The organism is Mycobacterium talmoniae (assembly GCF_001854525.1).
GTDB lineage: Bacteria > Actinomycetota > Actinomycetes > Mycobacteriales > Mycobacteriaceae > Mycobacterium > Mycobacterium talmoniae.
The window spans coordinates 26744-53139 of the sequence record NZ_MLQM01000012.1 but is presented as its reverse complement, the minus strand read 5'-3'; the positions used below and the strand labels follow the sequence as shown (position 1 = coordinate 53139).

The 26396-nt window shown below is 69.6% G+C and carries 24 protein-coding genes and 2 pseudogenes; 19 read left to right on the top strand and 7 right to left on the bottom strand.

What is annotated here, in order from left to right:
- A pseudogene (locus BKN37_RS04515) lies at positions 1 to 129 on the top strand (WXG100 family type VII secretion target); the annotation flags it as partial.
- Positions 130 to 511: 382 nt separating this feature from the next.
- Here the strand turns inward: BKN37_RS04515 and BKN37_RS04510 are convergent.
- Positions 512 to 1489, bottom strand: a complete 978-nt coding sequence (locus BKN37_RS04510; RefSeq protein ID WP_071022239.1) for a quinone oxidoreductase family protein — start codon at positions 1487 to 1489, stop codon at positions 512 to 514.
- 71 nt (positions 1490 to 1560) lie between these two features.
- Here BKN37_RS04510 and BKN37_RS29040 point away from each other — a divergent pair, with 71 nt between their 5' ends.
- Complete coding sequence (locus tag BKN37_RS29040) at positions 1561 to 2280, top strand: hypothetical protein (RefSeq protein WP_071022224.1); 720 nt, start codon at positions 1561 to 1563, stop codon at positions 2278 to 2280.
- Here BKN37_RS29040 and BKN37_RS04500 read toward each other — a convergent pair.
- From BKN37_RS04500 to mptB, 4 genes are all read right to left on the bottom strand, one after another.
- Positions 2236 to 3159: a COX15/CtaA family protein gene (locus BKN37_RS04500; protein WP_242657077.1), complete on the bottom strand. Its 924-nt coding sequence runs from the start codon at positions 3157 to 3159 to the stop codon at positions 2236 to 2238. The two genes, BKN37_RS29040 and BKN37_RS04500, sit on opposite strands and share 45 nt — an antisense overlap.
- Before the next feature lie 159 nt (positions 3160 to 3318).
- Entirely contained in the window at positions 3319 to 4098 is a 780-nt protein-coding gene (locus BKN37_RS04495; protein ID WP_071022216.1) for an ABC transporter permease, read from the bottom strand.
- Positions 4095 to 5039: an ABC transporter ATP-binding protein gene (locus BKN37_RS04490; protein ID WP_071022213.1), complete on the bottom strand. Its 945-nt coding sequence runs from the start codon at positions 5037 to 5039 to the stop codon at positions 4095 to 4097. Before BKN37_RS04490 ends, BKN37_RS04495 begins: the two co-directional genes overlap by 4 nt.
- Positions 5036 to 6775: a polyprenol phosphomannose-dependent alpha 1,6 mannosyltransferase MptB gene (gene mptB, locus BKN37_RS04485; RefSeq protein WP_071022210.1), complete on the bottom strand. Its 1740-nt coding sequence runs from the start codon at positions 6773 to 6775 to the stop codon at positions 5036 to 5038. The genes BKN37_RS04490 and mptB overlap by 4 nt, the downstream gene beginning before the upstream one ends.
- A gap of 55 nt (positions 6776 to 6830) precedes the next feature.
- Here mptB and BKN37_RS04480 point away from each other — a divergent pair, with 55 nt between their 5' ends.
- The 12 genes and pseudogenes from BKN37_RS04480 (at position 6831) to BKN37_RS04425 (ending at position 17292) form a co-directional block, all read left to right on the top strand.
- On the top strand, positions 6831 to 7598 hold the full coding sequence (locus BKN37_RS04480) for a helix-turn-helix transcriptional regulator (RefSeq protein ID WP_095406996.1): 768 nt from the start codon (positions 6831 to 6833) through the stop codon (positions 7596 to 7598).
- Positions 7599 to 7664: 66 nt separating this feature from the next.
- Positions 7665 to 9110 carry a Fe-S cluster assembly protein SufB gene (gene sufB, locus BKN37_RS04475; protein ID WP_071022204.1) on the top strand — a complete coding sequence of 482 codons (1446 nt, stop codon included), beginning with the start codon at positions 7665 to 7667 and terminating at the stop codon, positions 9108 to 9110.
- The gene (sufD, locus tag BKN37_RS04470; RefSeq protein WP_071022200.1) at positions 9107 to 10303 is read left to right on the top strand and encodes a Fe-S cluster assembly protein SufD; all 1197 of its coding nucleotides are present in this window, start codon (positions 9107 to 9109) and stop codon (positions 10301 to 10303) included. Before sufB ends, sufD begins: the two co-directional genes overlap by 4 nt.
- Entirely contained in the window at positions 10300 to 11082 is a 783-nt protein-coding gene (sufC, locus tag BKN37_RS04465; RefSeq protein ID WP_071022197.1) for a Fe-S cluster assembly ATPase SufC, read from the top strand. The genes sufD and sufC overlap by 4 nt, the downstream gene beginning before the upstream one ends.
- A gap of 2 nt (positions 11083 to 11084) precedes the next feature.
- On the top strand, positions 11085 to 12323 hold the full coding sequence (locus tag BKN37_RS04460; protein WP_071022194.1) for a cysteine desulfurase: 1239 nt from the start codon (positions 11085 to 11087) through the stop codon (positions 12321 to 12323).
- Positions 12320 to 12812 (top strand): annotated as a pseudogene (gene sufU, locus BKN37_RS04455) (Fe-S cluster assembly sulfur transfer protein SufU); the annotation flags it as partial. The gene BKN37_RS04460 and the pseudogene sufU, both read left to right, overlap by 4 nt.
- Positions 12790 to 13137: a metal-sulfur cluster assembly factor gene (locus BKN37_RS04450; protein ID WP_071022184.1), complete on the top strand. Its 348-nt coding sequence runs from the start codon at positions 12790 to 12792 to the stop codon at positions 13135 to 13137. The pseudogene sufU and the gene BKN37_RS04450, both read left to right, overlap by 23 nt.
- A gap of 35 nt (positions 13138 to 13172) precedes the next feature.
- Positions 13173 to 13985 carry an MBL fold metallo-hydrolase gene (locus tag BKN37_RS04445; RefSeq protein WP_071022180.1) on the top strand — a complete coding sequence of 271 codons (813 nt, stop codon included), beginning with the start codon at positions 13173 to 13175 and terminating at the stop codon, positions 13983 to 13985.
- A gap of 119 nt (positions 13986 to 14104) precedes the next feature.
- A complete protein-coding gene (trxA, locus tag BKN37_RS04440; protein WP_071022236.1) occupies positions 14105 to 14470 on the top strand; it encodes a thioredoxin in 366 nt (121 codons plus the stop codon).
- Positions 14471 to 14497: 27 nt separating this feature from the next.
- Positions 14498 to 15319 (top strand): enoyl-CoA hydratase, encoded by an 822-nt coding sequence (locus BKN37_RS04435; RefSeq protein WP_071022176.1) that lies wholly within the window; start codon positions 14498 to 14500, stop codon positions 15317 to 15319.
- Positions 15320 to 15338: 19 nt separating this feature from the next.
- Positions 15339 to 16967 carry an ABC-F family ATP-binding cassette domain-containing protein gene (locus BKN37_RS04430; protein ID WP_071022172.1) on the top strand — a complete coding sequence of 543 codons (1629 nt, stop codon included), beginning with the start codon at positions 15339 to 15341 and terminating at the stop codon, positions 16965 to 16967.
- A gap of 133 nt (positions 16968 to 17100) precedes the next feature.
- On the top strand, positions 17101 to 17292 hold the full coding sequence (locus BKN37_RS04425; protein WP_071022167.1) for a helix-turn-helix domain-containing protein: 192 nt from the start codon (positions 17101 to 17103) through the stop codon (positions 17290 to 17292).
- A 118-nt stretch (positions 17293 to 17410) separates the two neighbouring features.
- Here BKN37_RS04425 and BKN37_RS04420 read toward each other — a convergent pair whose 3' ends face one another.
- Positions 17411 to 17974 (bottom strand): TetR/AcrR family transcriptional regulator, encoded by a 564-nt coding sequence (locus BKN37_RS04420; protein ID WP_071022164.1) that lies wholly within the window; start codon positions 17972 to 17974, stop codon positions 17411 to 17413.
- Between the two features lie 13 nt (positions 17975 to 17987).
- Positions 17988 to 20795 (bottom strand): aconitate hydratase AcnA, encoded by a 2808-nt coding sequence (acnA, locus tag BKN37_RS04415; RefSeq protein WP_071022160.1) that lies wholly within the window; start codon positions 20793 to 20795, stop codon positions 17988 to 17990.
- Between the two features lie 420 nt (positions 20796 to 21215).
- Between acnA and BKN37_RS04410 the strand changes: the two genes are divergently transcribed.
- From BKN37_RS04410 to BKN37_RS04390, 5 genes are all read left to right on the top strand, one after another.
- Positions 21216 to 21773 (top strand): Rv1476 family membrane protein, encoded by a 558-nt coding sequence (locus BKN37_RS04410; RefSeq protein WP_071022156.1) that lies wholly within the window; start codon positions 21216 to 21218, stop codon positions 21771 to 21773.
- Between the two features lie 232 nt (positions 21774 to 22005).
- Entirely contained in the window at positions 22006 to 23421 is a 1416-nt protein-coding gene (gene ripA, locus BKN37_RS04405; protein WP_071022153.1) for an NlpC/P60 family peptidoglycan endopeptidase RipA, read from the top strand.
- An 11-nt stretch (positions 23422 to 23432) separates the two neighbouring features.
- Positions 23433 to 24137, top strand: coding sequence for an NlpC/P60 family peptidoglycan endopeptidase RipB (ripB, locus tag BKN37_RS04400; RefSeq protein ID WP_071022150.1), 705 nt, complete (start codon positions 23433 to 23435; stop codon positions 24135 to 24137).
- Between the two features lie 154 nt (positions 24138 to 24291).
- Positions 24292 to 25386, top strand: a complete 1095-nt coding sequence (gene moxR1 / locus BKN37_RS04395; RefSeq protein ID WP_071022147.1) for a chaperone MoxR1 — start codon at positions 24292 to 24294, stop codon at positions 25384 to 25386.
- A 47-nt stretch (positions 25387 to 25433) separates the two neighbouring features.
- Positions 25434 to 26345: a DUF58 domain-containing protein gene (locus BKN37_RS04390; RefSeq protein ID WP_071022233.1), complete on the top strand. Its 912-nt coding sequence runs from the start codon at positions 25434 to 25436 to the stop codon at positions 26343 to 26345.
- Positions 26346 to 26396: the final 51 nt, after the last annotated feature.

Below are 26396 nucleotides of genomic sequence, written 5' to 3'. Positions count from 1 at the left end.
TGGCAGGCGCAGTGGAATCAGGCGATGGAGGAGTTGGTGCGCGCGTATGCGGCGATGGCGGGCACCCATGAGTCCAACACGTTGGCCATGCTTGCTCGGGATAACGCCGAAGCCGCCAAATGGGGCTGATTCTGGCCGGTTAGCGGATCGAGTCTGCGTCTACGGCATCGAGTCTGCAGTGGGGGCGCCGAAACTGCAGTGGGGGCGCCGAGTCTGCAGTGGGGGCGCCGAAACTGCGCCTACGGCAGCGAGTCTGTAACCAGGCCGTCTTCGCGGCCGAAATCACGGCCTGAGTACAGACTCGATGCCCTCAGCGCAGGCTCGATGCCCTGAGTACAGACTCGATGCCCTGAGTACAGGCTCGATGCCCTGAGTACAGTCTCGATGCCTCCACCGCAGACTCGATGCCCCCACCGCAGTCTCGGCGCCCTGAGCGCAGGCTCGACGCCGCAGACACAGTCTCGATGCCGTCACCGCAGGCTCGACACCCGCGACGGCGACGCCCCCAACCTCAGGGCTCCAGCACGATCGAGCCGACCGTCTTGCGGGCTTGCAGATCGCGGTGCGCCTGCACGGCGTCGGCCAGCGGGTAGCGCTGGCCGACCGTGACGCTGATCGCGCCGTCGGCCACCGCATCGAGTACTTCGCCTGCCCGCCAGTTGAACTCGTCGGCGCTCTGAATGAAATGGGTCAGCGACGGCCGGGTCAGATACACCGATCCGGCCGCGTTGAGGCGCTGCGGGTCGACGGGCGGCACCGGCCCGCTCGCCGCGCCGAACAGCGCCAGGGTGCCGCGCACGGCCAAGCTAGCCAGGCTGGCGTCGAACGTGGTGGCGCCCACCCCGTCGTAGACCGCCGCCACCCCGACACCGTCGCTGAGGTCGCGGACCTTGGCGGCGAACTCGGCGGGGTCGTCGCCGGGGTAGTCGAGGACGGCGACGGCGCCGGCCTGCCGCGATAGCTCCGCCTTCGCCGGGGTGGACGCCGTGGTGATCACCCGCGCACCCAGCGACGTCGCCCACTGGGTCAGCAGCAGCCCGACACCGCCCGCGCCGGCGTGCACCAGCAACGTGTCCCGCGGCTGCACCGGATACACCGACTTGACCAGGTAGTGGGTGGTCATCCCCTTGAGCAGCACGGCGGCGGCCGCCGCGGAATCCACCCCGTCGGGCACAAACGCGACGAAATCGGCGGGCGCGGTGCAGAATTCCGCATACGCGCCGGCGGCGCTGGCGGTGACCACCCGGTCACCCACGTTGAGCGCGGCCACATTGTCGCCGACCGCGGCCACCGTGCCGCACACTTCCGTGCCGACCACAAACGGTAAGTCCCGGGCGTACAGCCCGGACCGAAAGTAGGTGTCGATGAAGTTGATGCCGATGACGTCGGCCTTGATCAGCACCTCACCGGCCGCGGGGGTGGGCTGCGGCACTGTCACATAGCTCAGGACATCCGGACCGCCGTGCTCGGTGACTTGGATAGCGTGCATGCTGACCAATTTAGAGGGCTGGCCGTCGCCGCGCGTGACGGCGTCGCGGCGGATCAATATCATCGCCGGGTATGAAGCTGGCCCGGCCGGACGCGTTTCACCCTCGGATCGTGCTCGCCGGGTGCGCCCGGTCGCCCGAGGGCGACCCCGACGACGCCGGACTGGTCGGCGGGCTGCGCAAGCGCGGCCTGCACGCACGGTGGCGATCCTGGGACGACCCCGAGGTCCGCGACGCCGACCTGGTGATCGTGCGGGCCGTCGCGGACTACCGGGACCGGCTGGCCGAATTCTTGGCCTGGACGCGGCGGGTCCCCCACCTGCTGAACAACCGCGACGTCATCGCCTGGAACGCCGACCACCACTATCTGCGGGACCTGGATTGGGCCGGGGTCCCCACCCTGGCGCCCCGACGCGCAGCCCATGACGCGGCCCACCCGCCGGCGACCGCGCTGGTGTTCCTCGGCGGTGCCCCGTCGCACGCCTTCCACCCGACGACCGAACTCGCCGTCGACGAACCGGATTTCGAACTATGGGAGGTGGGCCACGCCGCGCTGCGCGCGGTGGCCGCCCGGTTCGGCATCCGGCCCGCCGAGCTGCTGTATGCCCGCGCCGACGTGGTCGGGGACGTCGGCGAGGTACGGTTGGCCGGCCTGGATCTGGTGGCGCCGACGCTGGGCTGGGGCACGCTGGACCCGGGCACCCGGGAGCTGCAGCAGCGCGAGTTCGCGCTGGCCGTCGAAGCGGCGTTATACCGGCTCGGGCTGGACCCGTTCTCGCATCGACGCCCATAGCGCGGCGGTGGCCGCGGTGCACAACGCCGCCCCGGCGACGTGGGTGGCCACCAGCGCGGCCGGCACCCCGGTGAAGAACTGCACGATGCCGACCAGGCCCTGGCCGCACACCAGCACGATCAGCACCCCCAGCCGCAGCAGCACCGGCCGGGTCGCCTGCACGGCCAGCAGCCCGAAACCCAGCCCCACCAGCAGCGCCAGAAAACCGACCAGCAGCGACGAATGCAGGTGGGCCAGCGTGGTGATCTCGACCTTCAGCCGGGGCACCGGGCGGTCGGCGCTTTTGTCGCCGGCGTGCGGGCCCGCGGCGGTGACCAGGGTGCCGGTCACCAACGTCGCGGCCAGGGTCACCGCGCTCAGCGCCGTCAGCGCCCGCAGCGGCGCCGGGGCCCGCCGGCGCACCACCCCGTCGTCGGGTTCACCGACCTTGACGTAGAGCAGCACCGCCAGCCACACCATCGCCATCGACACCAGCAGATGCAACGCCACCGTCCACCACAGCAACCCGGTGCGCACGGTGATGCCGCCCAATACGGCCTGCACCACCGTCGAGGCCGGCATCAGCCAGGCGTAGACCAGCACCTCGCGGCGCCGCCGGGCCCGGGTGACGGCCAGCACCGCGGCCGCGGCGGCGATCAACACCGCGAAGGTGACCATCCGGTTGCCGAACTCCACGGCCTGGTGCAGGTGCGGCACCTCGGCGACCCGCACCGGGGTGTAGCTGCCCGGAAAGCACTGCGGCCAGGTCGGGCAGCCCAACCCCGAGGCGGTGACCCGGACGATCGCACCGGTGAACGCGATACCGCCCTGGGTCAAAATGACGGCCGCCGCGATCAGGCGTTGGGCCCGCAGGCCGGGCAGGGGCAGCAGGTCCACCAGCCGCAGCAGGAACCGTCCGACAGGCACCGCCCGATGGTAAGCCACCAGGAACTACACGCTGTAGTAGGGGTCTGGGCCTGGGTTTCCGCCGAGATGGCAACCACGCAGGAAAAGACCGAGTACAGGCCTGCGTGAGGTCAATCTCGCGGGCGGTCGGGCTCAGGTGAACCGGAACCAGCGCAGCGCGCCCACCGCGGCCAGGCCGCCCCACACCACCAACACTGCGAAGCCGAACCAGTCGACCGACAGCGTCATCGCCTGGGACAACGCCTCGGTGAGCGCGCCCGACGGGGTCAGCCGCGCGACCCAGCGCACCGCCGCGGGGATGGTGTCGTTCTCCAGGGTCAGCGCACCGAGTCCGGCGAACACGAACCACAACAGGTTTGCGACGGCCAGCACGATCTCGGCGCGCAGCGTGCCGCCGAGCAGCAACCCCAGCGCGGCGAAACCGGCGGTGCCCAGCGCGATCACCACCGCGCCCAGCAGCAGCCCCACCGGCGCCGGTCGCCAGCCCAGCGCAAATCCGATGGCGCCCAGCAGGATTGACTGCAACGCCACCACCGCCACCACCGCCAGCGACTTGCCGACGATGACCCCCCACACCGGTAGCGCGGTGGCGCCCAGCCGTTTCAGCGCGCCGTAGCGGCGGTCGAACGCGACCGCGATGGCCTGCCCGGTGAACGCGGTGGAGATCACCGCCAGCGCCATGATGGCCGGTACGAAGATGGCCACTCGCGGACCCTCGCCGAAGGAGCCCAGCGGCAGCAGCGTCAACCCCACCAGCAGCGTGATCGGGATGAACATCGTCAGCAGCAGCTGTTCCCCGTTGCGCAGCAGCAGCTTCAACTCCAGCCCGAACTGCGCGGTCAGCATCCGCGCCACCGTATTGGGCCGCGGGTCCGGGGCGAAGGTGCCCGCCGGGAAATGCGGGGCGGTCATGGTCGTAACTCCCTGCCGGTCAGGTCCAAGAACACGTCCTCGAGGCTGCGTTGCTCGACCCGCAGATCGGTGGCCAGCACGTCGAGCTGGGCGCACCACGCCGTGACCGTGGCCAGCACCTGCGGGTCGACGGCACCCTCGACCAGATATTCGCCCGGGGCCACCTCGCTGGCGCGGTAGTTCTCCGGCAGCGCCGACACCAGCAGGGACAGGTCCAGGCGGCGGGGGGCGGTGAAGCGCAACTGGTCCTTGGCGCCGGTGCGGGTCAGCTCCGCCGGGGTGCCCGCCGCCACCGTCACCCCGTGGTCGATGATCACCAGCCGGTCGGCGAGTTCCTCGGCCTCCTTGAGGTGGTGGGTGGTCAACACCACGGTGACGCCGTCGCGGCGCAACGCGTCGATGAGCTCCCACACCAGCACCCGGGCGTGCGCGTCCATCCCGGCGGTGGGCTCGTCGAGGAACACCAGTTCGGGTCGGCCGACCAGCGCGCAGGCCAGCGCCAGCCGCTGCTGTTGCCCGCCGGACAACCGCCGGTAGGTGGTGCGGGCGGCCTCGGTGAGACCCAACGTTTCCAGCAGCCACTGCGGGTCCAGCGGGTCCGCCGAATAGGCGGCGACCAGGTTGAGCATCTCGCCGGCCCGCGCGGCCGGGTACCCGCCGCCGCCCTGCAGCATCACCCCGATCCGCGGCCGCAGCCGGGCGTTGTCGGTGATCGGATCCAGCCCCAGCACCTCGATGCTGCCGGCGTCGGGGCGCACAAAGCCCTCGCACATCTCGACGGTGGTGGTCTTGCCGGCCCCGTTTGGCCCCAGCAGCGCCAGCACCTCGGCGCGCTGCACCTCCAGATCCAGGTCGGCGACCGCCTGGGTGGCCGACGGGCCCGTCCCGTACCGTTTGGACACCCCGCGCAACCGCACGGGGACTTCGGCCGACGAGTTCACGGGGAATCAGCGTAAGCGCCCGGCAGCACGGTGGGCGGCTGGGTCGGGGCCGGGGTGGCCGCGGTGGGCGTGCTATCGGCCAACTCGGCCGGCTCGGCCGGCGCCGGCGCGGCCGAATCTGCCGGCAGCTGGCGCCAGGGCAGCCAGGCGTAGGTCACCGCGATGAGCAGCGCCACGATGATGGTGCTGGCCAGGGTGGCGTCCAGGATCTGAAACAGCGCGAAGCGATCACCGTTGGCGGTCGGCCCGAACACCCCGACGATGAACGTCACCGCGATCGCCGCGATCCGGAACCCGGGCCGGGTGGCCCAGGCCGCCAACGGGATGATCGCCCACAGCAGATACCACGGCTGCACCACCGGAAACAGCAGCACCGTCACCCCCAGCGCGACGCCGAGCCCCCCGACCGGGTGCAGCCGGCCGCGCAGCACCAACAGCAGCAGCCAGGCCACCATCACCGCGATGATCAGCACGCCGATGCCACGGGTCAGCGACAGCACCGCGGTGGTGTGATCGCCGAGCCCCAGCAGGATGCCCACCTGGCCGGTGCCCAGCGCGATCAGCGTCGGCGGCGACATCCAACTGCGCACCACGTTGGCGGTGCCCAGCGTGAACACCCAGCCGAAACCGAGCCGGCTGGCCCAGCCGATCAGCCCGATCACCGCCACCGCCAGCACCGTCATCGCCCCGCCGGCCAGCAGAAACGCCCGCAGGTTGCCGCCCCAGCGCCACGCCAAGGCCATCGCGACAAACCCCAACGCCAGCAGCGAGGGCAGCTTCACCTGCGACGACAGCGTGATCAGCACCGCGCCGGCCAGCAGCATGCCCAGCGGCGCCCACTGCAGCCAGGCCGCGCGGTCCTGCGGCCAGTGCCAGGGCCGCGCGGGCATCAGCGGTCGGGTCGCATCCACCCCGCGCAACGCGAACTCGACCCCGGTCAGCATCAACCCGAGCATCAGGGCCTCGTTGTGAATCCCGGCGACCAGGTGCATGAGCAGCAGCGGGTTGGCCGCGCCCAACCACAGCGCGCTGACCTCGGCCACCCCGCAGCGGCGGGCCAGCCGCGGGGTGGCCCACACGATCATGCCCACTCCGATCAGCACCACCAGTCGGTGACACAACACGGCGGCGACGATGTTCTCCCCGGTCAGCGCCGAAATCCCGCGCCCGACCCATAAGAACAGCGGACCGTAGGGCGCCGGGGTTTCCCGCCACAGGCTGGGCACCGACAGGGTGAACACGTGGCCCAGCCCCAACCCGGGCGCCGGACCCACCCGATACGGGTCGAGCCCCAGCCGGGAGATCTGGCTTTGCGCCAGATACGAGTAGACGTCCTTGCTGTACATCGGCGGCGCCACCAACAGCGGCAGCATCCACAGCAGCAGGGTGCGATCCAGCTGGCTGCGCGACATTTGCCGGCCACCCAGCGCGAACCGGCCCAACATCAGCCAGGCCAGCGCCATCATCACCGCGCCGGTGGTGGTCATCGTCAACGACACCGTCTGAATTCGGGACGGCAGGTTGAGCAGACGCACCCCGAACGTCGGATCCTGCACCACCGGCCGCGCCCCGGCACCCAGCGCGCCGATGCCCATCAGCACGGTGCCGGTGGCCCCGAACAGCCGAGTGCGGCGCAGCGCGACGACCTCGGACTCGTTGAGCGGGGAGCCCACCGCCCGCTCGTCGCCGTGCCAGCGGGCCAGCGAGGTGCTCAACGAGTATTGGCGGGCAGCCATCCCAGCAGCGTAACCGCCGCCCGTCGGCCGACCGGTGTGACCAGCGCAACGGTCATTGAGGGTAGCCTTGCTAGACCCGTCCCCGGAATTGCGTCACACTGGTGTTGTGAAAATCCGGACCGAGCGTGAGGGCGACGGCGTGCAAGCCGTGCCCGGGGCGGACCCCACCAGTGCCGCCGCCACGCACGACGGCCACACCCGCCGTGCGGTGGTGCGGCTGTTGATGGAGTCCGGGTCGATCACCGCCGGGGAGATCGGCGAGCGGCTGGGACTGTCGGCCGCCGGGGTGCGGCGCCACCTGGAAGCGCTGATCGAACTCGGTGACGCCGAGGCGCACGCCGCCGAGGCGTGGCAGCAGGTGGGGCGCGGCCGGCCGGCGAAACGCTACCGGTTGACCGCGGCCGGGCGGGCCAAGCTCGAACACCACTACGACGACCTGGCCTCGGCGGCGATGCGGCAGCTCCGCGAAATCGGCGGCGAGGACGCGGTGCGCACCTTCGCCCGCCGACGCATCGACACGATTTTGTCTGAGGTGCAGCCGGCCGACGACGTCGAGACCGCCGCCGAGCAGATCGCGCAAGCCTTCACCCGGGCCGGATACGCCGCCACCACCACGCGGGTGCGCGGGCCGCTGCCCGGCGTGCAGATCTGCCAGCACCACTGCCCGGTCTCGCACGTCGCCGAGGAGTTCCCGGAGCTGTGCGAGACCGAACAACAGGCCATGGCCGAGGTACTCGGCACGCACGTGCAGCGGCTGGCGACCATCGTCAACGGCGACTGCGCCTGCACCACCCACGTCCCCCTGACCGGTACCCACCATTAGCCACCCGATAGCACTTCGGCGCACAGCCCGCGCCGAAGCCACCACGAGCAAGCAAGGAGCGTCGTAATGACGACCACCCCCGAGCTTCACAAGCCCGCAGAACCGCTGTCCCAGGAAGAGGCCATCGCCTCGCTGGGCCGCTACGGCTACGGCTGGGCCGACTCCGACGCCGCCGGGGCCAGCGCGCAGCGCGGCCTGTCCGAAGCGGTGGTGCGCGACATCTCGGCGAAGAAGAACGAGCCGGAGTGGATGCTGGAGAGCCGGCTGCGCGCGCTGCGCACGTTCAACAAGAAGCCGATGCCGACCTGGGGCTCCAACCTGGGCGACATCGACTTCGACAACATCAAGTACTTCGTGCGGTCCACCGAAAAGCAGGCGGCCAGCTGGGAGGACCTGCCCGAGGACATCCGCAATACCTATGACCGGCTCGGCATTCCCGAAGCCGAAAAGCAGCGCCTGGTCGCCGGGGTGGCCGCGCAGTACGAATCCGAGGTGGTCTACCACCAGATCCGGGAAGACCTTGAGGCCCAAGGGGTGATCTTCTTGGACACCGACTCCGGGCTGCGCGAGCACGAGGACATCTTCAAGCAGTACTTTTCCACCGTCATCCCGGCCGGCGACAACAAGTTCTCCGCGCTGAACACCGCGGTGTGGTCCGGCGGGTCGTTCATCTACGTGCCGCCCGGGGTGCACGTCGAGATCCCGCTGCAGGCCTACTTCCGGATCAACACCGAGAACATGGGTCAGTTCGAGCGCACCCTGATCATCGTCGACGAGGGCGCCTACGTGCACTACGTGGAGGGCTGCACGGCGCCCATCTACAAGAGCGACTCGCTGCACTCGGCGGTGGTGGAGATCATCGTCAAACCCGGCGGCCGGTGCCGCTACACCACCATCCAGAACTGGTCGAACAACGTCTACAACCTGGTCACCAAGCGGGCCCGCGCCGAGGCCGGCGCCACCATGGAGTGGATCGACGGCAACATCGGCTCGAAGGTCACCATGAAGTACCCGGCGGTGTGGATGACCGGCGAGCACGCCAAGGGTGAGGTGCTGTCGGTGGCGTTCGCCGGTGAGGGCCAGCACCAGGACACCGGCGCCAAGATGCTGCACCTGGCGCCCAACACGTCGAGCAACATCGTGTCCAAGTCGGTGGCCCGCGGCGGCGGTCGCGCCTCCTACCGGGGCCTGGTGCAGGTGAACAAGGGTGCGCACGGATCCCGCTCCAGCGTGAAATGCGATGCGCTGCTGGTCGACACGGTCAGCCGCAGCGACACCTACCCGTACGTCGACATCCGCGAGGACGACGTCACGATGGGCCACGAGGCCACCGTGTCCAAGGTCAGCGAGAACCAGCTGTTCTACCTGATGAGCCGCGGGCTGACCGAGGACGAGGCGATGGCCATGGTGGTGCGCGGCTTCGTCGAGCCGATTGCCAAGGAACTGCCGATGGAATACGCGCTGGAGCTCAACCGGCTGATCGAACTGCAGATGGAGGGCGCGGTCGGATGACGGCTCAGAACCTGGCCGTGGAGGGGACACCAGCGGGGTCTTCGGCAGCGATCAACAAGGGCGAGCAATTCGCCTCGTTCGACGTCGACGCCTTCGAGGTGCCCGGCCACCGCGACGAAATCTGGCGCTTCACCCCGCTGCGCCGGCTGCGCGGCCTGCACGACGGGTCCGCCCCGGCCACCGGCAGCGCGCAGATCGCCGTCACCGAGCGGCCCGGGGTGCGGGTGGAAACCGTGCGGCGCGGCGACGAGCGGCTCGGTCAGGGCGGAGTCCCGACCGACCGCGTTGCCGCCCAAGCGTTTTCGTCGTTCAATTCCGCGACGCTGGTCACCGTCGGCCGCGACACCCAGGTCGCCGACCCGGTCGACATCACCATCACCGGGCCCGGCGCGGGCGCGGTCGCCTACGGGCACCTGCAGATCCGCGTCGAGGAACTCGCCGAGGCCGTCGTCGTCATCGACCAGCGGGGCAGCGGAACCTACGCCGACAACGTCGAATTCGTGGTCGGCGACGCCGCCCGGCTCACCGTGGTGTGGATCGCCGACTGGGCCGACGACACCGTGCACCTCAGCTCCCAGCACGCCCGGCTGGGCAAGGATGCGGTGCTGCGCCACGTCGCGGTCACGCTGGGCGGCGAGCTGGTGCGGAACTCGGCGACGGTGCGGTTCGCCGGCCCGGGCGGGGACGCCGAACTGCTCGGCCTGTACTTCGCCGACGACGGCCAGCACCTCGAATCGCGGCTGCTGATCGACCACGCCCACCCGCACTGCAGGTCCAACGTGCTGTACAAGGGTGCCCTGCAAGGCGATCCGGAGTCGTCGCGGCCCGACGCGCACACCGTCTGGGTGGGTGACGTGCTGATCCGGGCCGAAGCCACCGGCACCGACACCTTCGAGGTGAACCGCAACCTGGTGCTCACCGACGGCGCGCGCGCCGACTCGGTGCCCAACCTGGAGATCGAGACCGGCGAGATCGTCGGCGCCGGACACGCCAGCGCCACCGGACGATTCGACGACGAGCAGCTGTTCTACCTGCGGGCCCGCGGCATCCCCGAAGAGCAGGCCCGCCGCCTGGTGGTGCGCGGCTTCTTCGGCGAGATCATCTCCAAAATCGCGGTGCCGCACGTGCGGGACCGCCTGACCGACGCCATCGAACACGAACTGGAACTCACGGAAAAGACCACAGCCTCATGACGACTTTGGAAATCAAAGACCTGCACGTCAGCGTCGACAACCCCGACGCCGCCGCCGGGGAACGCGACATCCCGATCCTGACCGGGGTGAACCTGACGGTGCGCTCCGGGGAAACCCATGCGGTGATGGGCCCCAACGGCTCGGGGAAGTCCACCCTGTCCTACGCCATCGCCGGCCACCCCAAATACCAGGTGACGTCGGGATCGATCACCCTGGACGGGGAGAACGTGCTGGACATGAGCGTGGACGAACGTGCCCGCGCCGGGCTGTTTTTGGCCATGCAGTACCCGGTGGAGGTGCCGGGGGTGTCCATGTCGAACTTTTTGCGCAGCGCGGCGACCGCGGTGCGCGGCGAGGCCCCGAAACTGCGGCACTGGGTCAAAGAGGTCAAGGCGGCGATGGGGGAGCTGGAGATCGACGCTGCGTTCGCCGAACGCAGCGTCAACGAGGGCTTCTCCGGCGGGGAGAAGAAGCGGCACGAGATCTTGCAGCTGTCGCTGCTCAAGCCCAAGATCGCCATCCTCGACGAGACCGACTCCGGGTTGGACGTCGACGCGTTGCGGGTGGTCAGCGAGGGGGTGAACCGCTACGCGGCGGCCGAGCACGGCGGCATCCTGTTGATCACGCACTACACCCGCATCCTGCGTTACATCCAGCCGCAGTTCGTGCACGTCTTCGTCGGCGGGCGCATCGTCGAGTCGGGCGGCCCCGAACTGGCCGACGAACTCGAAGAGCACGGCTATGAGCGGTTCACCCAGGCAGCGTCCGCCGGAGCCTAGCGATGACGCTCGACCTGGACGCCATCCGCGCCGATTTCCCGATCCTCAAGCGGGTGATGCGGGGCGGAGCCCAGCTGGCCTACCTGGATTCCGGCGCCACCTCCCAGCGCCCGGTGCAGGTCCTCGACGCCGAACGTGACTTCTTGACCACCTCCAACGGGGCGGTGCACCGCGGCGCGCACCAGCTGATGGAGGAGGCCACCGACGCCTACGAGGACGGCCGCGCCGCCATCGCCGCCTTCGTCGGCGCCGACCCCGACGAGCTGGTGTTCACCAAGAACGCCACCGAAGCGCTCAACCTGGTGTCCTATGTGCTGGGCGACAACCGGTTTCCGCACGCCGTCGGGCCCGGCGACGTCATCGTCACCACCGAACTCGAGCATCACGCCAACCTGATCCCGTGGCAGGAGTTGGCGCGGCGCACCGGGGCCCAGTTGCGCTGGTACGGCGTCACCGACGACGGCCGCATCGATTTGGACACCCTGCAGCTCGACGACCGCGTCAAAGTTGTGGCGTTCAGCCACCACTCCAACGTCACCGGGGCGGTGGCCCCGGTGACCGAACTGGTCACCCGGGCCAAGGCCGTCGGCGCGCTGACCGTGCTGGACGCCTGCCAGTCGGTGCCGCACCAGCCGGTCGACCTGCACGCCCTGGACGTCGACTTCGCCGCCTTCTCCGGCCATAAAATGCTGGGCCCCACCGGGATCGGCGTGCTGTACGGCCGCGGTGCGCTGCTGTCGGCGGCGCCGCCGTTTCTGACCGGCGGGTCGATGATCGAGACGGTGGCGATGGCGGCCAGCAGCTACGCGCCGCCGCCGCAGCGCTTCGAGGCCGGCACCCCGATGACCTCGCAGGTGGTGGCGCTGGCCGCCGCCGCCCGGTACCTGGCCGCGATCGGCATGGACGCGGTCCAGGCCCACGAAGCACGGTTGGTGGCCGCCGCGCTGGACGGGCTGTCCGGGATCGACGGCATCCGGATCATCGGGCCGACGTCGCTGACCGACCGGGGATCGCCGGTGTCGTTCGTGGTCGACGGGGTGCACGCCCACGATGTCGGGCAGGTCCTCGACGACGACGGGGTGGCGGTGCGGGTCGGGCACCACTGCGCGATGCCGCTGCACGCGCGGTTCGGGATCGCCGCCACCGCCCGGGCGTCGTTCGCGGTGTACAACACGCTCGACGAAGTCGACCGGCTGGTGGCCGGGGTGCGACGGGCGTTGACCTTCTTCGGTGGAGCGTGAGCGTGCGGCTGGAACAGATCTATCAAGAGGTGATCCTCGATCACTACAAGCATCCGCATCGCCGCGGGCTGCGGGAGCCGTTCAACGCCGAAGTCCACCACACCAACCCGATCTGCGGGGATGAGGTGACGCTGCGGGTCGCGTTGTCCGACGACGGCGACACCGTCGCCGACATCTCCTACGACGGGCAGGGCTGCTCGATCAGTCAGGCGGCCACCTCGGTGCTCACCGATCAGGTGATCGGGCAAACCGTCGGCCAGGCGCTGCAGACCGTCGCCGCGTTCACCGAAATGGTGTCCTCCCGCGGCACCGTGGCCGGCGATGAGGACGTGATCGGCGACGGTATCGCGTTCGCCGGGGTCGCGAAGTATCCGGCGCGGGTGAAATGCGCGCTGCTGGGGTGGACGGCATTCAAGACTGCGCTGGTCGAAGCCACCAGCGCCGTGCCCTCAACTGGAGGTAACCGATGAGCGAAACAGCCACGCCGCACGACGCGTTGCTCGCCGATGTCGACGAAGCGATGCACGACGTCATCGACCCCGAACTCGGCATCAACGTGGTCGACCTGGGGCTGGTGTACCGCCTGGAGGTCGAGCCCGGCGACACCGGACCGGTGGCGCTGCTCGACATGACGCTGACCTCACCGGCGTGCCCGCTGCAGGACATGATCGAGGACCAGTCCCGCACCGCGCTGGTCGCCGGCGGGCTGGTCAGCGAACTCCAGATCAACTGGGTGTGGTCCCCGCCGTGGGGCCCGGACAAGATCACCGACGATGGGCGCGAGCAGCTGCGCGCGCTCGGGTTCACCGTCTGACCCACCCGACGGGCCCGCGCTCATAGAGTTGGGCCATGTTTTGGTTGTGCCGGACCTGCGGCGTCGAGCACCATGACACCCCGGAGGTCTGCGCGATCTGTGCCGATGAGCGGCAGTGGGTGCCGCGCGGCGGTCAGCAGTGGACGACGCTGGACCAGCTGACCGCCGAGGGGGTGCGTTCGCAGGTCAGCGTCCTCGAGGACGGGCTGGTCGGCGTCGGCGCCAGCCCGGCGTTCGGGATCGGTCAGATCGGCAAACTGGTGTGCGGTGCGGGCGGCAATGTGCTCTGGGATCCGTCCGGCTTCCTCGACGACGCCGCGGTGGCCGCGGTGGCCGAGCGCGGCCCGGTGGTGGCGATTGTGGCCAGCCATCCGCACATGTTCGGCGCGCAGGTGGAGTGGAGCCACCGGCTCGGCGGGGTGCCGGTGTACGTCAACGCCGCCGACGCGGGCTGGGTGATGCGGCCCGACCCGGTGATTCGGCAGTGGTCGGACACGGTGGCGTTGACCCCGTCGCTGACGGTGGTGCGGGTCGGCGGGCATTTCCCGGGCAGCGCGGTGGCCTGCTGGCGGGACGGCGCCGACGGGCGCGGCGTGCTGCTGGTCGGCGATACCGTGTTTCCCAACCCGGACCGGCGCACGGTCGGGTTCTTGCGCAGTTACCCCAACCTGCTGCCGCTGTCGGCGGCGGTCGTGCAGCGGATGGCCGCCACACTGGCCGGGTTGACCTTCGACCGCATCTATGGCCTGTTCAGCAACGTCATCGACACCGACGGGCAGGCCGCGGTGCAGCGGTCGGCCGCCCGGCACGCCGCCTGGGTGCGCGGCGACTACGACCACCTGACCTGAGGTTTCGCGCCTCGAGCGTGGACTTGTGCCACGCTCCGTGGCCGAGGGCGTGGCTCAAGTCCACATTTGGCGCCGGCGACCACGGGAACACCGCGCCGCGGTGGCGCGTTGTGCGGGGCATGGCTACCCAAGAGCTCACCGCCGCACAGTTCAACGACACGATCAACGGCAACGACATCGTGCTGGTCGACTTCTGGGCGTCGTGGTGCGGGCCGTGTAAGCAGTTCGCCCCCACCTTTGAGGCGTCGGCGGAAAAGCACCCCGACGTCGTGCACGCCAAGGTCGACACCGAGGCCGAACAGCAGTTGGCGGCGGCCGCGGAGATCCGTTCCATCCCGACGTTGATGGCGTTCAAGAAGGGGCACCTGGTGTTCAACCAGGCCGGGGCGCTGCCGCCGGCCGCGCTGGAAGACCTGGTGCAAAAGGTCAAGGAGTTCGACATCGACGCCGCCATCGCCGAGCAGCCCAAGCCCGACCAGGTGTAGTGGCCCGCACGCGATAGCGTGCATCCCGTGACTCCCGCCAACAACTTTGTCCTCGTCGACCACCCGCGGCCCGGGGTCGCGCTGATCACCCTCAACCGGCCGGAGCGGATGAACTCGATGGCGTTCGACGTCATGGTGCCGCTCAAACAGGTGCTGAGCGAGATCACCTACGACAACGACGTCCGCGCGGTGGTGCTGACCGGGGCCGGCAACGGCTTCTCTTCGGGTGCCGACCACAAGTCCGCGGGCAGCGTCCCGCACGTCGACGGGCTGACCCGGCCGGCCTACGGGCTGCGGTCGATGGAGCTGCTCGACGACGTCATCCTCGGCTTACGGCGGCTGCACCAACCGGTGATCGCCGCGGTCAACGGCGCCGCCATCGGCGGTGGGCTGTGTTTGGCGCTGGCCGCCGACATCCGCGTCGCCGCAGCGGGCGCCTGTTTCCGGGCCGCCGGCATCAACAACGGGCTGACCGCCAGCGAGCTGGGGCTGAGCTACCTGCTGCCGCGGGCGGTCGGCTCGTCGCGGGCGTTTGAGATCATGCTCACCGGCCGCGACGTCGACGCCGCCGAAGCCGAACGGATCGGGTTGGTGTCCCGCACGGTGCCCGACGTCGAGCTGTTGGCGACCTGCTACGACCTGGCCGAACGCATCGCCGCGTTCTCCCGGCCGGGAATCGAGTTGACCAAGCGCACACTCTGGAGTGGACTGGACGCCGGTAGTCTAGAGGGGCATATGCAGGCCGAGGGGCTGGGACAACTGTATGTGCGCCTGCTGACCAGCAACTTTGAAGAAGCCGTCGCCGCGCGCGCCGAGAAGCGGCCGCCGGTGTTCACCGACGACAAATAACCACCAGGAGCAGCCGCGCGTGATTACCGCAACGGACCTCGAGGTCCGCGCCGGAGCGCGCACGCTGCTCTCCGCCGCCGGGCCCGCGCTGCGGGTGCAGCCCGGCGACCGGATCGGGTTGGTCGGGCGTAACGGCGCCGGCAAAACCACCACCATGCGGATCCTGGCGGGGGAGGGCGAACCGTACGCCGGCACCGTCACCCGCAGCGGCGAGATCGGCTACCTGCCACAGGATCCCAAAGAGGGCAACCTCGACGTGACCGCGCGCGACCGGGTGCTGTCGGCGCGCGGCCTGGACACCCTGCTGGCCGAGCTGGAAAAACAGCAGGCGCTGATGGCCGAGGTCGCCGACGACGCCGCCCGCGACCGCGCGGTGCGGCGCTACGGCCAGCTCGAGGAGCGATTCGCCGCGCTGGGCGGCTACGGCGCCGAAAGTGAAGCCAGCCGGATCTGCGCGAGCCTGGGCCTGCCCGAACGGGTGTTGACCCAGCAGCTGCGCACCCTGTCCGGCGGTCAGCGCCGCCGGGTGGAGCTGGCCCGCATCCTGTTCGCCGCCTCCGACACGGGCGCCGGCTCGGCCACCACGCTCTTACTCGACGAGCCGACCAACCACCTCGACGCCGACTCGCTGGGCTGGCTGCGCGATTTCCTCAAGGCGCACACCGGCGGGCTGGTGCTGATCAGCCACAACGTCGAGCTGCTGGCCGACGTGGTCAACCGGGTGTGGTTCCTCGATGCGGTGCGCGGCGAAGCCGACGTCTACAACATGGGCTGGCAAAAGTACCTGGACGCCCGCGCCACCGACGAGCAGCGTCGCCGCCGGGAGCGGGCCAACGCCGAACGCAAAGCCACCGCACTGCGCAACCAGGCCGCCAAAATGGGCGCTAAAGCCACCAAAGCCGTTGCCGCGCAAAACATGTTGCGTCGTGCCGATCGGATGATGGCGGCCCTGGACGACGAGCGGGTCGCCGACAAGGTGGCCCGGATCAAGTTCCCCACCCCGGCGCCGTGCGGGCGCACCCCGCTGGTGGCCAGCGGATTGACCAAGACCTACGGCTCACTGGAGGTGTTCACCGGCGTCGACCTGGCGATCGACCGCGGGTCGCGGGTGGTGGTGCTCGGCCTCAACGGCGCCGGCAAGACCACCCTGCTGCGGCTGCTGGCCGGCGCCGAAACCCTGGACGCCGGCAGCATCGAACCCGGACACGGCCTGAAAATGGGGTATTTCGCGCAGGAACACGACACCCTCGACAACGCGGCCACGGTGTGGGAGAACATCCGGCACGCCGCCCCCGACACCGGGGAACAGGATCTGCGCGGCCTGCTCGGGGCGTTCATGTTCACCGGCCCGCAACTGGACCAGCCCGCCGGCACCCTGTCCGGCGGCGAGAAGACGCGGTTGGCGTTGGCCGGGCTGGTGGCCTCCACCGCGAATGTGCTGCTGCTGGACGAGCCCACCAACAACCTGGATCCCGCCTCGCGCGAGCAGGTGCTGGATGCGCTGCGCAGCTACACCGGGGCGGTGGTGCTGGTCACCCACGACCCGGGCGCGGCCGAGGCGCTGGACCCGCAGCGCGTCGTGCTGCTGCCCGACGGCACCGAGGACTACTGGTCCGAGGAGTACCGCGACCTCATCGAGCTGGCCTGAGGGTCGCCGCCGACGCCGGTCCCGGCGCCAAAAACGGTCGCCGCAGGCGAATTCGGTCAAAGCGCCGCATCGCCCGCACGGCCTTTCTACCCTGAGTGCGTCGAGAACCGAAGTTCCACCCGGGGAGGCGTCGATGACGAAGACCAAGAAGCCGCGCGACCAGCTGATCCACGAGTTGCGCAGCGCCTACGAGGGTGGGGCCAGCATCCGCACCCTGGTGGCGTCCACCGGCCGGTCGTACGGATCCATTCACAGCATGCTGCGCGAATCGGGCACCACCATGCGCAGCCGCGGCGGACCCAACCACCGCACCCGGTCGCGGTAGGCCGCGCTTCAGCCGCGCTTCGCGCCGAACGTGTACTCAGACCGAGATTTCGGCGGATTTTTCGGTCTGGGTGCACGCTCGGTGCGGTGATCGGCCAAACGTGTGGTAACCGGCCAAACTAGCGGTGCCGAACCGAATCCTCCACCAAATCCAGCACCGCGGACAGCCGCTGCGGCTCTTCACCCGACGCCAGCCGGGCCACCAACCCGTCGAGCACCAGGTCCAGGTAACACTGCAGCACGTCGCTGGGCACGTCGTCGCGTAACCGCCCGGCCTGCTTTTGCCGGCGCAGCCGCTCGGTCGTCGCGGCCGCCAATTCCGCGGACCGCTCCGCCCAGCCGCGGCTGAACGCCGGGTCGTTGCGCAGCTTTCGGGCGATCTCCAGCCGGGTGGCCAGCCAGTCGAACTGCTCGGGCGCGGCCAGCAGGTCCCGCATCACCTGGATCAGCCCCTCGCGGGACGCCACATCGGCCATCCGCTGCGCGTCCTCGCGGGCCAGCTCGAAGAACAGCGTGTCCTTGTCCCGGAAGTGGTGGAAGATCGCGCCGCGCGACAACCCGATCGTCTGCTCCAGTCGGCGCACCGTCGCCTTGTCGTAGCCGTGCACCGCAAAACAGCGGCGAGCACCGTCGAGGATTTGGCGGCGGCGGGCCGCCAAATGATCCTCGCTGACCCTGGGCACGGGTGGCCCCGTGCTAGCTGGACTTCAGCATGTTGCGCAGCACGTACTGCAAGATGCCGCCGTTGCGGTAGTAGTCGGCCTCCCCGGGGGTGTCGATGCGCACCACCGCGTCGAACTCGACCGGGTCCGCACCGTCTTTGCTGGCCTTGACGTGCACCGTCTTCGGCGTCTTGCCGTTGTTGAGGGCTTCGATGCCGGTGATGTCGAACACCTCGGTGCCGTCGAGCTTCAGCGACGCCGCCGACTCGCCCTCGGGGAACTGCAACGGGATCACACCCATGCCGATCAGGTTGGACCGGTGGATGCGCTCGAAGGACTCGGCGATCACCGCGCGCACCCCGAGCAGCCGGGTGCCCTTGGCCGCCCAGTCCCGCGACGAACCCGAGCCGTACTCCTTGCCGCCCAGCACCACCAGCGGGATGTCTTGTGCCGCATAGTTTTGCGCCGCGTCGTAGATGAACGCCTGCGGGCCGCCGTCCTGGGTGAAGTCCCGGGTGTAGCCGCCGGAGACGTCGTCGAGCAGCAGGTTACGCAGCCGGATGTTGGCGAAGGTGCCCCGGATCATCACCTCGTGGTTGCCGCGGCGCGACCCGAACGAGTTGTAATCCGCGCGCTGCACCCCGTGCTCGTCGAGGTACTGCGCCGCCGGGGTACCCGGCTTGATGCTGCCGGCCGGCGAAATGTGGTCGGTGGTCACCGAATCGCCCAGCAGTGCCAAGACCCGCGCCCCGGTGATGTCGCCCACCGGTTCGGGTTTGGCCGGCATCCCGTCGAAGTAGGGGGGTTTGCGCACATACGTCGAGTTCGCATCCCACTCGAAGGTGTCGCCGCTGGGGGTGGGCAGGTTGCGCCACCGCTCGTCGCCCTTGAACACGTCGGCGTAGTTCTTGGTGAACATCTCGGAGTTGATCGCCGAGGCGATGGTGTCCGAGACGTCCTTCTGCGACGGCCAGATGTCGCGCAGGAACACGTCATTGCCGTCCTTGTCTTGGCCCAGCGGTTCGGACTCGAAGTCGAAGTCCATCGTCCCGGCCAGCGCGTAGGCGATGACCAGCGGCGGCGACGCCAGGTAGTTCATCTTCACGTCCGGGTTGATGCGGCCCTCGAAGTTGCGGTTCCCCGACAGCACCGCGGTCACCGACAGGTCGTTGTCGTTGACGGCCTTGGAGATCTCCTCGGGCAGCGGACCGGAGTTGCCGATGCAGGTGGTGCAGCCGTAGCCCACCAGGTAGAAGCCGAGCTTCTCCAGGTACGGCCACAGGCCGGCCTTGTCGTAGTAGTCGTTGACCACCTGCGAGCCCGGGGCCATGGTGGTCTTCACCCACGGCTTGCTGGTCAGGCCCTTCTCGACGGCGTTGCGGGCCAGCAGTGCCGCGCCCAGCATCACCTCCGGGTTGGAGGTGTTGGTGCACGACGTGACCGCGGCGATCGCCACCGCACCGTGGTCGAGGACGAACTCGCCCCGCTCGGATTTGACCGGCGCCGGCTTGGACGGGCGGCCCTCGGCGCCGTTGGCCGCCGACGGCAGCACGGCGCCGTCGTCGGCGAACGACAGGGTGGCCGGGTCACTGGCCGGGAACGACTCCTCGACGGCCTCGTCGAGCTGGGTGTGCGGGGTCACGCCCTCTTCGTTGACGTAGTTGTGGATGTCCTTGCGGAACGCGGTCTTTGCGTCCGACAGCGCGATCCGGTCCTGCGGGCGCTTGGGTCCGGCGATCGACGGCACCACATCGGACAGGTCCAGTTCGAGGTACTCCGAGTAGGCCGGCTCGTGGCTGGGGTCGTGCCACATGCCCTGGCGCTTGGCGTAGGCCTCCACCAACGCCAGCTGCTGCTCGTCGCGCCCGGTGAACCGCAGGTAGTCGATGGTCTCCTCGTCGACCGGGAAAATTGCTGCGGTGGAACCGAATTCGGGGCTCATGTTGCCCAGCGTGGCGCGGTTGGCCAGCGGCACCTGGGCCACGCCCTTGCCGTAGAACTCGACGAACTTGCCCACCACGCCGTGCTTGCGCAGCATCTCGGTGACGGTGAGCACCACGTCGGTGGCGGTCACGCCGGGCTGGATCTCACCGGTCAGCTTGAAGCCGACCACCCGCGGGATCAGCATCGACACCGGCTGGCCGAGCATGGCGGCCTCGGCTTCGATACCGCCGACACCCCAGCCCAGCACGCCCAGGCCGTTGACCATGGTGGTGTGCGAGTCGGTGCCCACGCAGGTGTCCGGGTAGAGCACCCCGTCGCGGTTCATCACCACGTGCGCCAGGTACTCGATGTTGACCTGGTGCACGATGCCGGTGCCCGGCGGCACCACCTTGAAGTCGCGGAACGCGCCCTGGCCCCAGCGCAGGAACTGGTAGCGCTCACCGTTGCGCTGGTACTCGATTTCGACGTTGCGCTCGAAGGCGTCGGCGCGGCCGAACAGGTCGGCGATCACCGAGTGGTCGATCACCAGGTCGGCCGGCGCCAGCGGGTTCACCTTGCTCGGGTCCCCGCCCAGGTCGCCGATGGCCTCCCGCATGGTGGCCAGGTCGACGATGCAGGGCACACCGGTGAAGTCCTGCATGACCACCCGGGCCGGGGTGTACTGGATCTCGATGCTCGGGTCGGCGGACGGATCCCAGTTGGCGATGGCCTGGATGTGGTCCTTGGTGATGTTGCTGCCGTCCTCGTTGCGCAGCAGGTTCTCCGCCAGGACCTTCAGGCTGTAGGGCAGTTTCTCGGTCCCGGGGACGGCGTCGAGGCGGTAGATCTGATACGAGGTGTCCCCGACGTTGAGGGTGTCGCGGGCTCCGAACGAATTCACCGAATCTTTGCTGGTCACATCAACTCCCCGAGATTGAGTTCTCACCGTCGACAGGGCTGAGCCGACGGCCGGGAACACTCTAACAGTACGGCTGTCCTGCAATTCGGCGGTTCCCGATAGTGCGCCGATACTGCCCAGTCTTGCCCCGTTGAGCGCGGGTTGTCACCCAAGGCGCGGCATGCGACCGCGGGGACGGCGCGTCGGCGGTCGCGTTCAGCCGGAGCGGTCGTGTTCACCCCGGACGTTGAGTGTGTAATCGCGGCGTTGACTGTGCATCAGCGGCGCCGCCGAGCGCGTCGGGGCCGCCGTGGACGCACAGTCAACGCGCAGGGCCGCCGTGGACGCACAGTCAACGTGCGGGCGCCCTGGGGCGCCAGTCGACCGGCTCGACTCCGTCCCGCGGCTATTCTCACCCGGCCGCTGATACCGTTTCCGACCGTGACCATCCCGCACGCGCCGACGGAGATCCCCGACGTCATCTGCACGAGTGTCGGCCTCAACCCGGCGACGCCGCCCGACGAATGCATGGACCGGGTCAAACAAGACGTCGCCGACGACGCGGTGAGCGCGCCGGACCAGGTTCCGGCCCTGCGCAACGTGGTCCAAGAGGCCAGCCACGACGGCATCGACCTCAAGATCGTGGTGACCAACGCCAACCCGATCATCGACACGATGCTGCGCGATGTGGCCACCGTGGTGGGCGCCGAGTACCCGGACGCCACCGTGCTGGTCCTCAGCCCGTCCTATGTCGGCAGCTACAGCGGGCAGTTCGATCGCTCCAAGCTGGAGGCCGCCGAAGACCACGCCAAGAAGGGCAACCCGGTGGTCTCGGCGCAGAATTTCGTGGGGGAGTTGCACAAACCCGAGTTCCCGTGGACCGCATTCACCATCGCGATGCTGATCGGGGTCGTGGCGGTGGTGATCGGCACCCGGATGCTGCAACAGGTCAGCAAACGATCCGCCGCGGTCGCAGAGAGCCCGTCGCAGGGCGACTGAGCAGCCCGTCTTTCCCTCATCTAACGCGGCCGTCCTAGCGCGACGGCAAATTCGGTAGGTCACCATTCGGTCACAACCGTTTTACTTACACCAATGTGGTTTGTGACCAAAGTTCCCGCAGAGTCAATTGTGACGTACGGTTCAAGAGGTGCCTGTGTTGCGTATGTGCTTTCAGTGGCTGCTGAGGGCTGGCGCCGTCCGTCCGCGTTGAGCCATAGGAGACCCGAGTCGAATGAGACGCACCCGCCGCGGCTCTCCGCTCCCGCTGGTCGCCAGGATCGCCCGACCCGCCGTTCCGCTGGCCGTGACCGCGGCCATGCTGCTGTGCGCACCCGGTCTGGCCAGCGCCGATCCCGCCCCGGACAGCCTGGCCGCGCTGATCGCCGACGTGGCCCAGGCCAACCAGCGGCTGCAGGACCTGGGCGCACAGATTCAGACCGAAAAGGAAAGCGTCAACAAGGCGCTGGTGGACGTCCAGACCGCGCGCGAGGACGCCGAGGCCGCCCAGCGCAACGTGGACGCCAGCCAGCAGGCGGTCACCGACGCCAACGCCGCGATCGCCACGGCCCAGCGGCGGTTCGACAAATTCGCGGTGGCCACCTACGTGAACGGTCCGTCGGACGGCTACCTGACCGCCACCACCCCCGACGACATGATCGCCACCGCCAGCGCCGGCCAGACGCTGTCGGCCAGCTCCGAGCAGGCGATGACCAAGCTGCAGCGGGCCCGCACCGAACAGGTCAATAAGGAGTCCGAGGCGCGGCTGGCCAAACAAAAGGCCGACCAGGCCGTCGCCGACGCCCAGGCCAGCCAGGACGCGGCGGTGGCCAAGCTCACCGAGACCCAGCGCACGTTCGGCGACCAGCAACAGCAGATCAATCAGCTGGCCGCACAGCGCAACGAGGCCCAGGCCAAACTCGACGCCGCCCGCCAAGCCGCCGCCCCAGCCGGCGGTCCGGTACCGACCGCGGGCGCCCCGTCCGGCGACCGCTGGGAGGGCGGCGGCCCGGGCGCGGCGGCGCCCAAGCGCCCCGGCAACTGGGACGGCGAATGGGACCCGACGCTGCCGATGGTGCCCAGCGCGTTCGTCAGCGGCGACCCGATCGCCATCGTGAACACCCTGCTGGGGTACTCGGCGACGTCGGCGCAGGTGACCCAGCAGATGGGCCACAAGTTCATGCAGAGCATCGGTCTGGCACCGACCAGCAGCGGCTACACCAACGGCGCCATCCCCCGGGTGTACGGGCGGCAGGCCTCCGAGTACGTGATCCGGCGCGGTATGTCGCAGCTGGGCGTGCCGTATTCCTGGGGCGGCGGGAACGCCGCCGGGCCCAGCCGCGGCATCGGCTCCGGGTCCGGCACGGTGGGCTTCGACTGCTCCGGTCTGGTGCTGTACTCGTTCGCCGGGGTCGGCATCAAGCTGCCGCACTACTCGGGTTCGCAGTACGACATGGGCCGCAAGATTCCGTCCGCCCAGATGCGCCGCGGCGACGTCATCTTCTACGGCCCCGGCGGCAGCCAGCACGTGACGATCTACCTGGGCAACGGCCAGATGCTGGAGGCCCCGGACGTCGGATTGACCGTGCGGGTGGCGCCGGTCCGCACCAGCGGGATGACGCCCTACGTGGTCCGCTACATCGAGTACTGACGAAAGGACCCATGCGCGCGAACCGTTTTCGCCTCAGCAGAGTGGCCTGGCTGATCGTCGCGGTGATTCCGCTGATGATCGGGCTGGCCGGTCCGGCCGCGGCCGAGGGCGAGTGGGACCCGACGCTGCCGCAGATCATCAGCGCCGGCGCGCCCGGGGACCCGCTCGCCGTCGCGAACGCGTCCTTGCAGGCCACCGCGCAGGCCACCCAGACCACGATGGACCTGGGGCGCAAGTTCCTGGGCGGGCTCGGCATCAACGTCGGCCCCAACGACCCGGCCGCCGGCGTCAAACCCGGGCAGCGGGTGCGCGGCCGCGAGGCGATCGAGTACGTCATCCGGCGCGCCGGCTCCCAGATGGGGGTGCCCTATTCGTGGGGTGGGGGCTCGCTGACCGGCCCCAGCAAAGGCATCGACGACGGGGCCAACATCGTCGGCTTCGACTGTTCGGGGCTGATGCGCTACGCGTTCGCCGGTGTCGGGGTGCTCATCCCGCGGTTCTCCGGTGACCAGTACAACGCCGGCCGGCACATCCCGCGCGAGCAGGCCCGGCGCGGCGACCTGATCTTCTACGGGCCCGGCGGCAGCCAGCACGTCACGATGTACCTGGGCGGGGGCAAGATGCTGGAGGCGTCCAGCATCGCCGGCAAGGTCACCATCAGCCCGGTGCGCACACCCGGGATGACGCCGTATCTGACCCGGATCATCGAGTACTGATCGGGCGGTGCGGAGCAGGTCCGGGCGATTGGGGTGGGCCCGTGCGTCGACGGAATCCCAGAGGCCTGGAATAGTGAAACGAGGGCACGCAGCTGCCCCGCGGCCGCCGGCCGTGTAAGCAGTCGTGTCCCACGGAGCTTGTGGAGGGTTGTCGATGACGTCAGCAGATGGAGCGCCGGCGGGCGCCAGCGGATTTTCCGGAGCGGAGGCGCCCGGTAACGGGCTGTCCGCCGACGTGCACGCGCTGGAGCGGGCCATCTTCGAGGTCAAACGGATCATCGTCGGCCAGGACCAGCTGGTGGAACGGATTCTGGTCGGGCTGCTGGCCCGAGGCCACGTGCTGCTCGAGGGTGTGCCCGGGGTGGCCAAGACCCTGGCGGTGGAGACCTTCGCCCGGGTGGTCGGCGGGACGTTCGCCCGCATCCAGTTCACCCCGGACCTGGTGCCCACCGACATCATCGGTACCCGCATCTACCGGCAGGGCAAAGAGGAGTTCGACACCGAGCTCGGCCCGGTGGTGGTCAACTTCCTGCTCGCCGACGAGATCAACCGCGCCCCGGCCAAGGTGCAGTCCGCGCTGCTGGAGGTCATGCAGGAGCGCAAGGTGTCCATCGGGGGCAAGACGTTCCCGCTGCCCAACCCGTTCCTGGTGATGGCGACCCAGAACCCGATCGAGCATGAGGGGGTCTACCCGCTGCCCGAGGCGCAGCGCGACCGCTTCCTGTTCAAGATCAACGTGGATTACCCGTCCTCGGAAGAGGAGCGCGAGATCATCTACCGGATGGGGGTCAAGCCGCCGGAGCCCAAGCAGATCCTGCAGACCGGCGACCTGCTGCGGCTGCAGGAACGGGCGGCGAACAACTTCGTGCACCACGCGCTGGTCGACTACGTGGTCCGCGTGGTGGAGGCCACCCGCCGCCCGGAGCAGTTCGGCATGCCCGACGTGAAGAACTGGGTCGGCTACGGCGCCTCGCCGCGCGCGTCGCTGGGCATCATCGCCTCCGCGCGGGCGCTGGCGCTGGTCCGCGGCCGCGACTACGTGATCCCGCAGGACGTCATCGAGGTCATCCCCGACGTGCTGCGCCACCGGCTGGTGCTGACCTACGACGCGCTGGCCGACGAGATCACCCCGGAGATCGTCATCAACCGGGTGCTGCAAACGGTGGCCCTGCCGCAGGTGAACGCCGTGCCGCAGCAACCGAGTTCGGCGCCGCCGGTGGCTCCGACGGCGGCGGCCAGCGCTCGGTGAGCGATCCGGGCACCCGGGCCCAGTCGGGGGCCGCGCATCCGCCGTCGATGCTGCGTGGCGATATCAACGACCCGAAGCTGGCGGCGGCGCTGCGCACCCTGGAACTGACCGTCCGACGCAAGCTCGACGGGGTGCTGCACGGCGACCACCTGGGCCTGATTCCGGGGCCGGGCTCCGAGCCCGGCGAGTCGCGGCTCTACCAGCCCGGCGACGACGTGCGCCGGATGGACTGGGCGGTCACCGCCCGCACCACCCACCCGCACGTGCGGCAGGAGATCGCCGACCGGGAGCTGGAAACCTGGCTGGTGGTCGACATGTCGGCCAGCCTGGATTTCGGCACCACCGGCTGCGAGAAACGGGACCTGGCGGTGGCGGCCGCGGCCGCGATCACCTACCTCAACAGCGGCGGCGGCAACCGGCTCGGCGCGCTGATCGCCAACGGGGAACGCATCGTCCGGGTGCCGGCGCGGTCGGGTCGCCAGCATGAGCAGACGCTGCTGCGCACCATCGCCACCATGCCCAAGGCGCCGGTCGGGGTGCGCGGCGATCTGGCGGTCGCCATCGACGCGCTGCGCCGCCCGGAGCGGCGCCGCGGCATGGCCGTCATCATCAGCGACTTTTTGGGCCCGATCAACTGGATGCGCCCGCTGCGGGCGATCGCGGCCCGACACGAGGTGCTCGGCATCGAGGTGCTCGATCCCCGCGACACCGCGCTGCCCAACGTGGGCGACGTGATCCTGCAGGACACCGAGTCCGGGGTCACCCGCGAGTTCACCATCGACGAGCAACTGCGCGACGATTTCGCCAAGGCCGCCGCGGCCCACCGCGCCGACGTGGCCCGCACGCTGCGCAGCTGCGGGGCGCCGCTGTTGTCGCTGAGCACCGGCCGCGACTGGATCGCCGACATCGTCCGGTTCGTCGAATCCCGTCGGCGCGGTGCCCTGGCGGGGCTCCAATGATCTCCACCCCGGGCGAGCAGACGCAAAAGCCCCCATTTCTTCGCCGAAATC

Excerpts from the sequence above, each read along its gene's own strand:
- BKN37_RS04510 (WP_071022239.1), bottom strand. The coding sequence starts at position 1,489 with ATGCACGCTATCCAAGTCACCGAGCACGGCGGTCCGGATGTCCTGAGC.
- BKN37_RS29040 (WP_071022224.1), top strand. The coding sequence starts at position 1,561 with ATGAAGCTGGCCCGGCCGGACGCGTTTCACCCTCGGATCGTGCTCGCC.
- BKN37_RS04495 (WP_071022216.1), bottom strand. The coding sequence starts at position 4,098 with ATGACCGCCCCGCATTTCCCGGCGGGCACCTTCGCCCCGGACCCGCGG.
- mptB (WP_071022210.1), bottom strand. The coding sequence starts at position 6,775 with ATGGCTGCCCGCCAATACTCGTTGAGCACCTCGCTGGCCCGCTGGCAC.
- sufB (WP_071022204.1), top strand. The coding sequence starts at position 7,665 with ATGACGACCACCCCCGAGCTTCACAAGCCCGCAGAACCGCTGTCCCAG.
- sufD (WP_071022200.1), top strand. The coding sequence starts at position 9,107 with ATGACGGCTCAGAACCTGGCCGTGGAGGGGACACCAGCGGGGTCTTCG.
- sufC (WP_071022197.1), top strand. The coding sequence starts at position 10,300 with ATGACGACTTTGGAAATCAAAGACCTGCACGTCAGCGTCGACAACCCC.
- BKN37_RS04460 (WP_071022194.1), top strand. The coding sequence starts at position 11,085 with ATGACGCTCGACCTGGACGCCATCCGCGCCGATTTCCCGATCCTCAAG.
- BKN37_RS04450 (WP_071022184.1), top strand. The coding sequence starts at position 12,790 with ATGAGCGAAACAGCCACGCCGCACGACGCGTTGCTCGCCGATGTCGAC.
- BKN37_RS04445 (WP_071022180.1), top strand. The coding sequence starts at position 13,173 with ATGTTTTGGTTGTGCCGGACCTGCGGCGTCGAGCACCATGACACCCCG.
- trxA (WP_071022236.1), top strand. The coding sequence starts at position 14,105 with ATGGCTACCCAAGAGCTCACCGCCGCACAGTTCAACGACACGATCAAC.
- BKN37_RS04425 (WP_071022167.1), top strand. The coding sequence starts at position 17,101 with ATGACGAAGACCAAGAAGCCGCGCGACCAGCTGATCCACGAGTTGCGC.
- ripA (WP_071022153.1), top strand. The coding sequence starts at position 22,006 with ATGAGACGCACCCGCCGCGGCTCTCCGCTCCCGCTGGTCGCCAGGATC.
- ripB (WP_071022150.1), top strand. The coding sequence starts at position 23,433 with ATGCGCGCGAACCGTTTTCGCCTCAGCAGAGTGGCCTGGCTGATCGTC.
- moxR1 (WP_071022147.1), top strand. The coding sequence starts at position 24,292 with ATGACGTCAGCAGATGGAGCGCCGGCGGGCGCCAGCGGATTTTCCGGA.
- BKN37_RS04390 (WP_071022233.1), top strand. The coding sequence starts at position 25,434 with ATGCTGCGTGGCGATATCAACGACCCGAAGCTGGCGGCGGCGCTGCGC.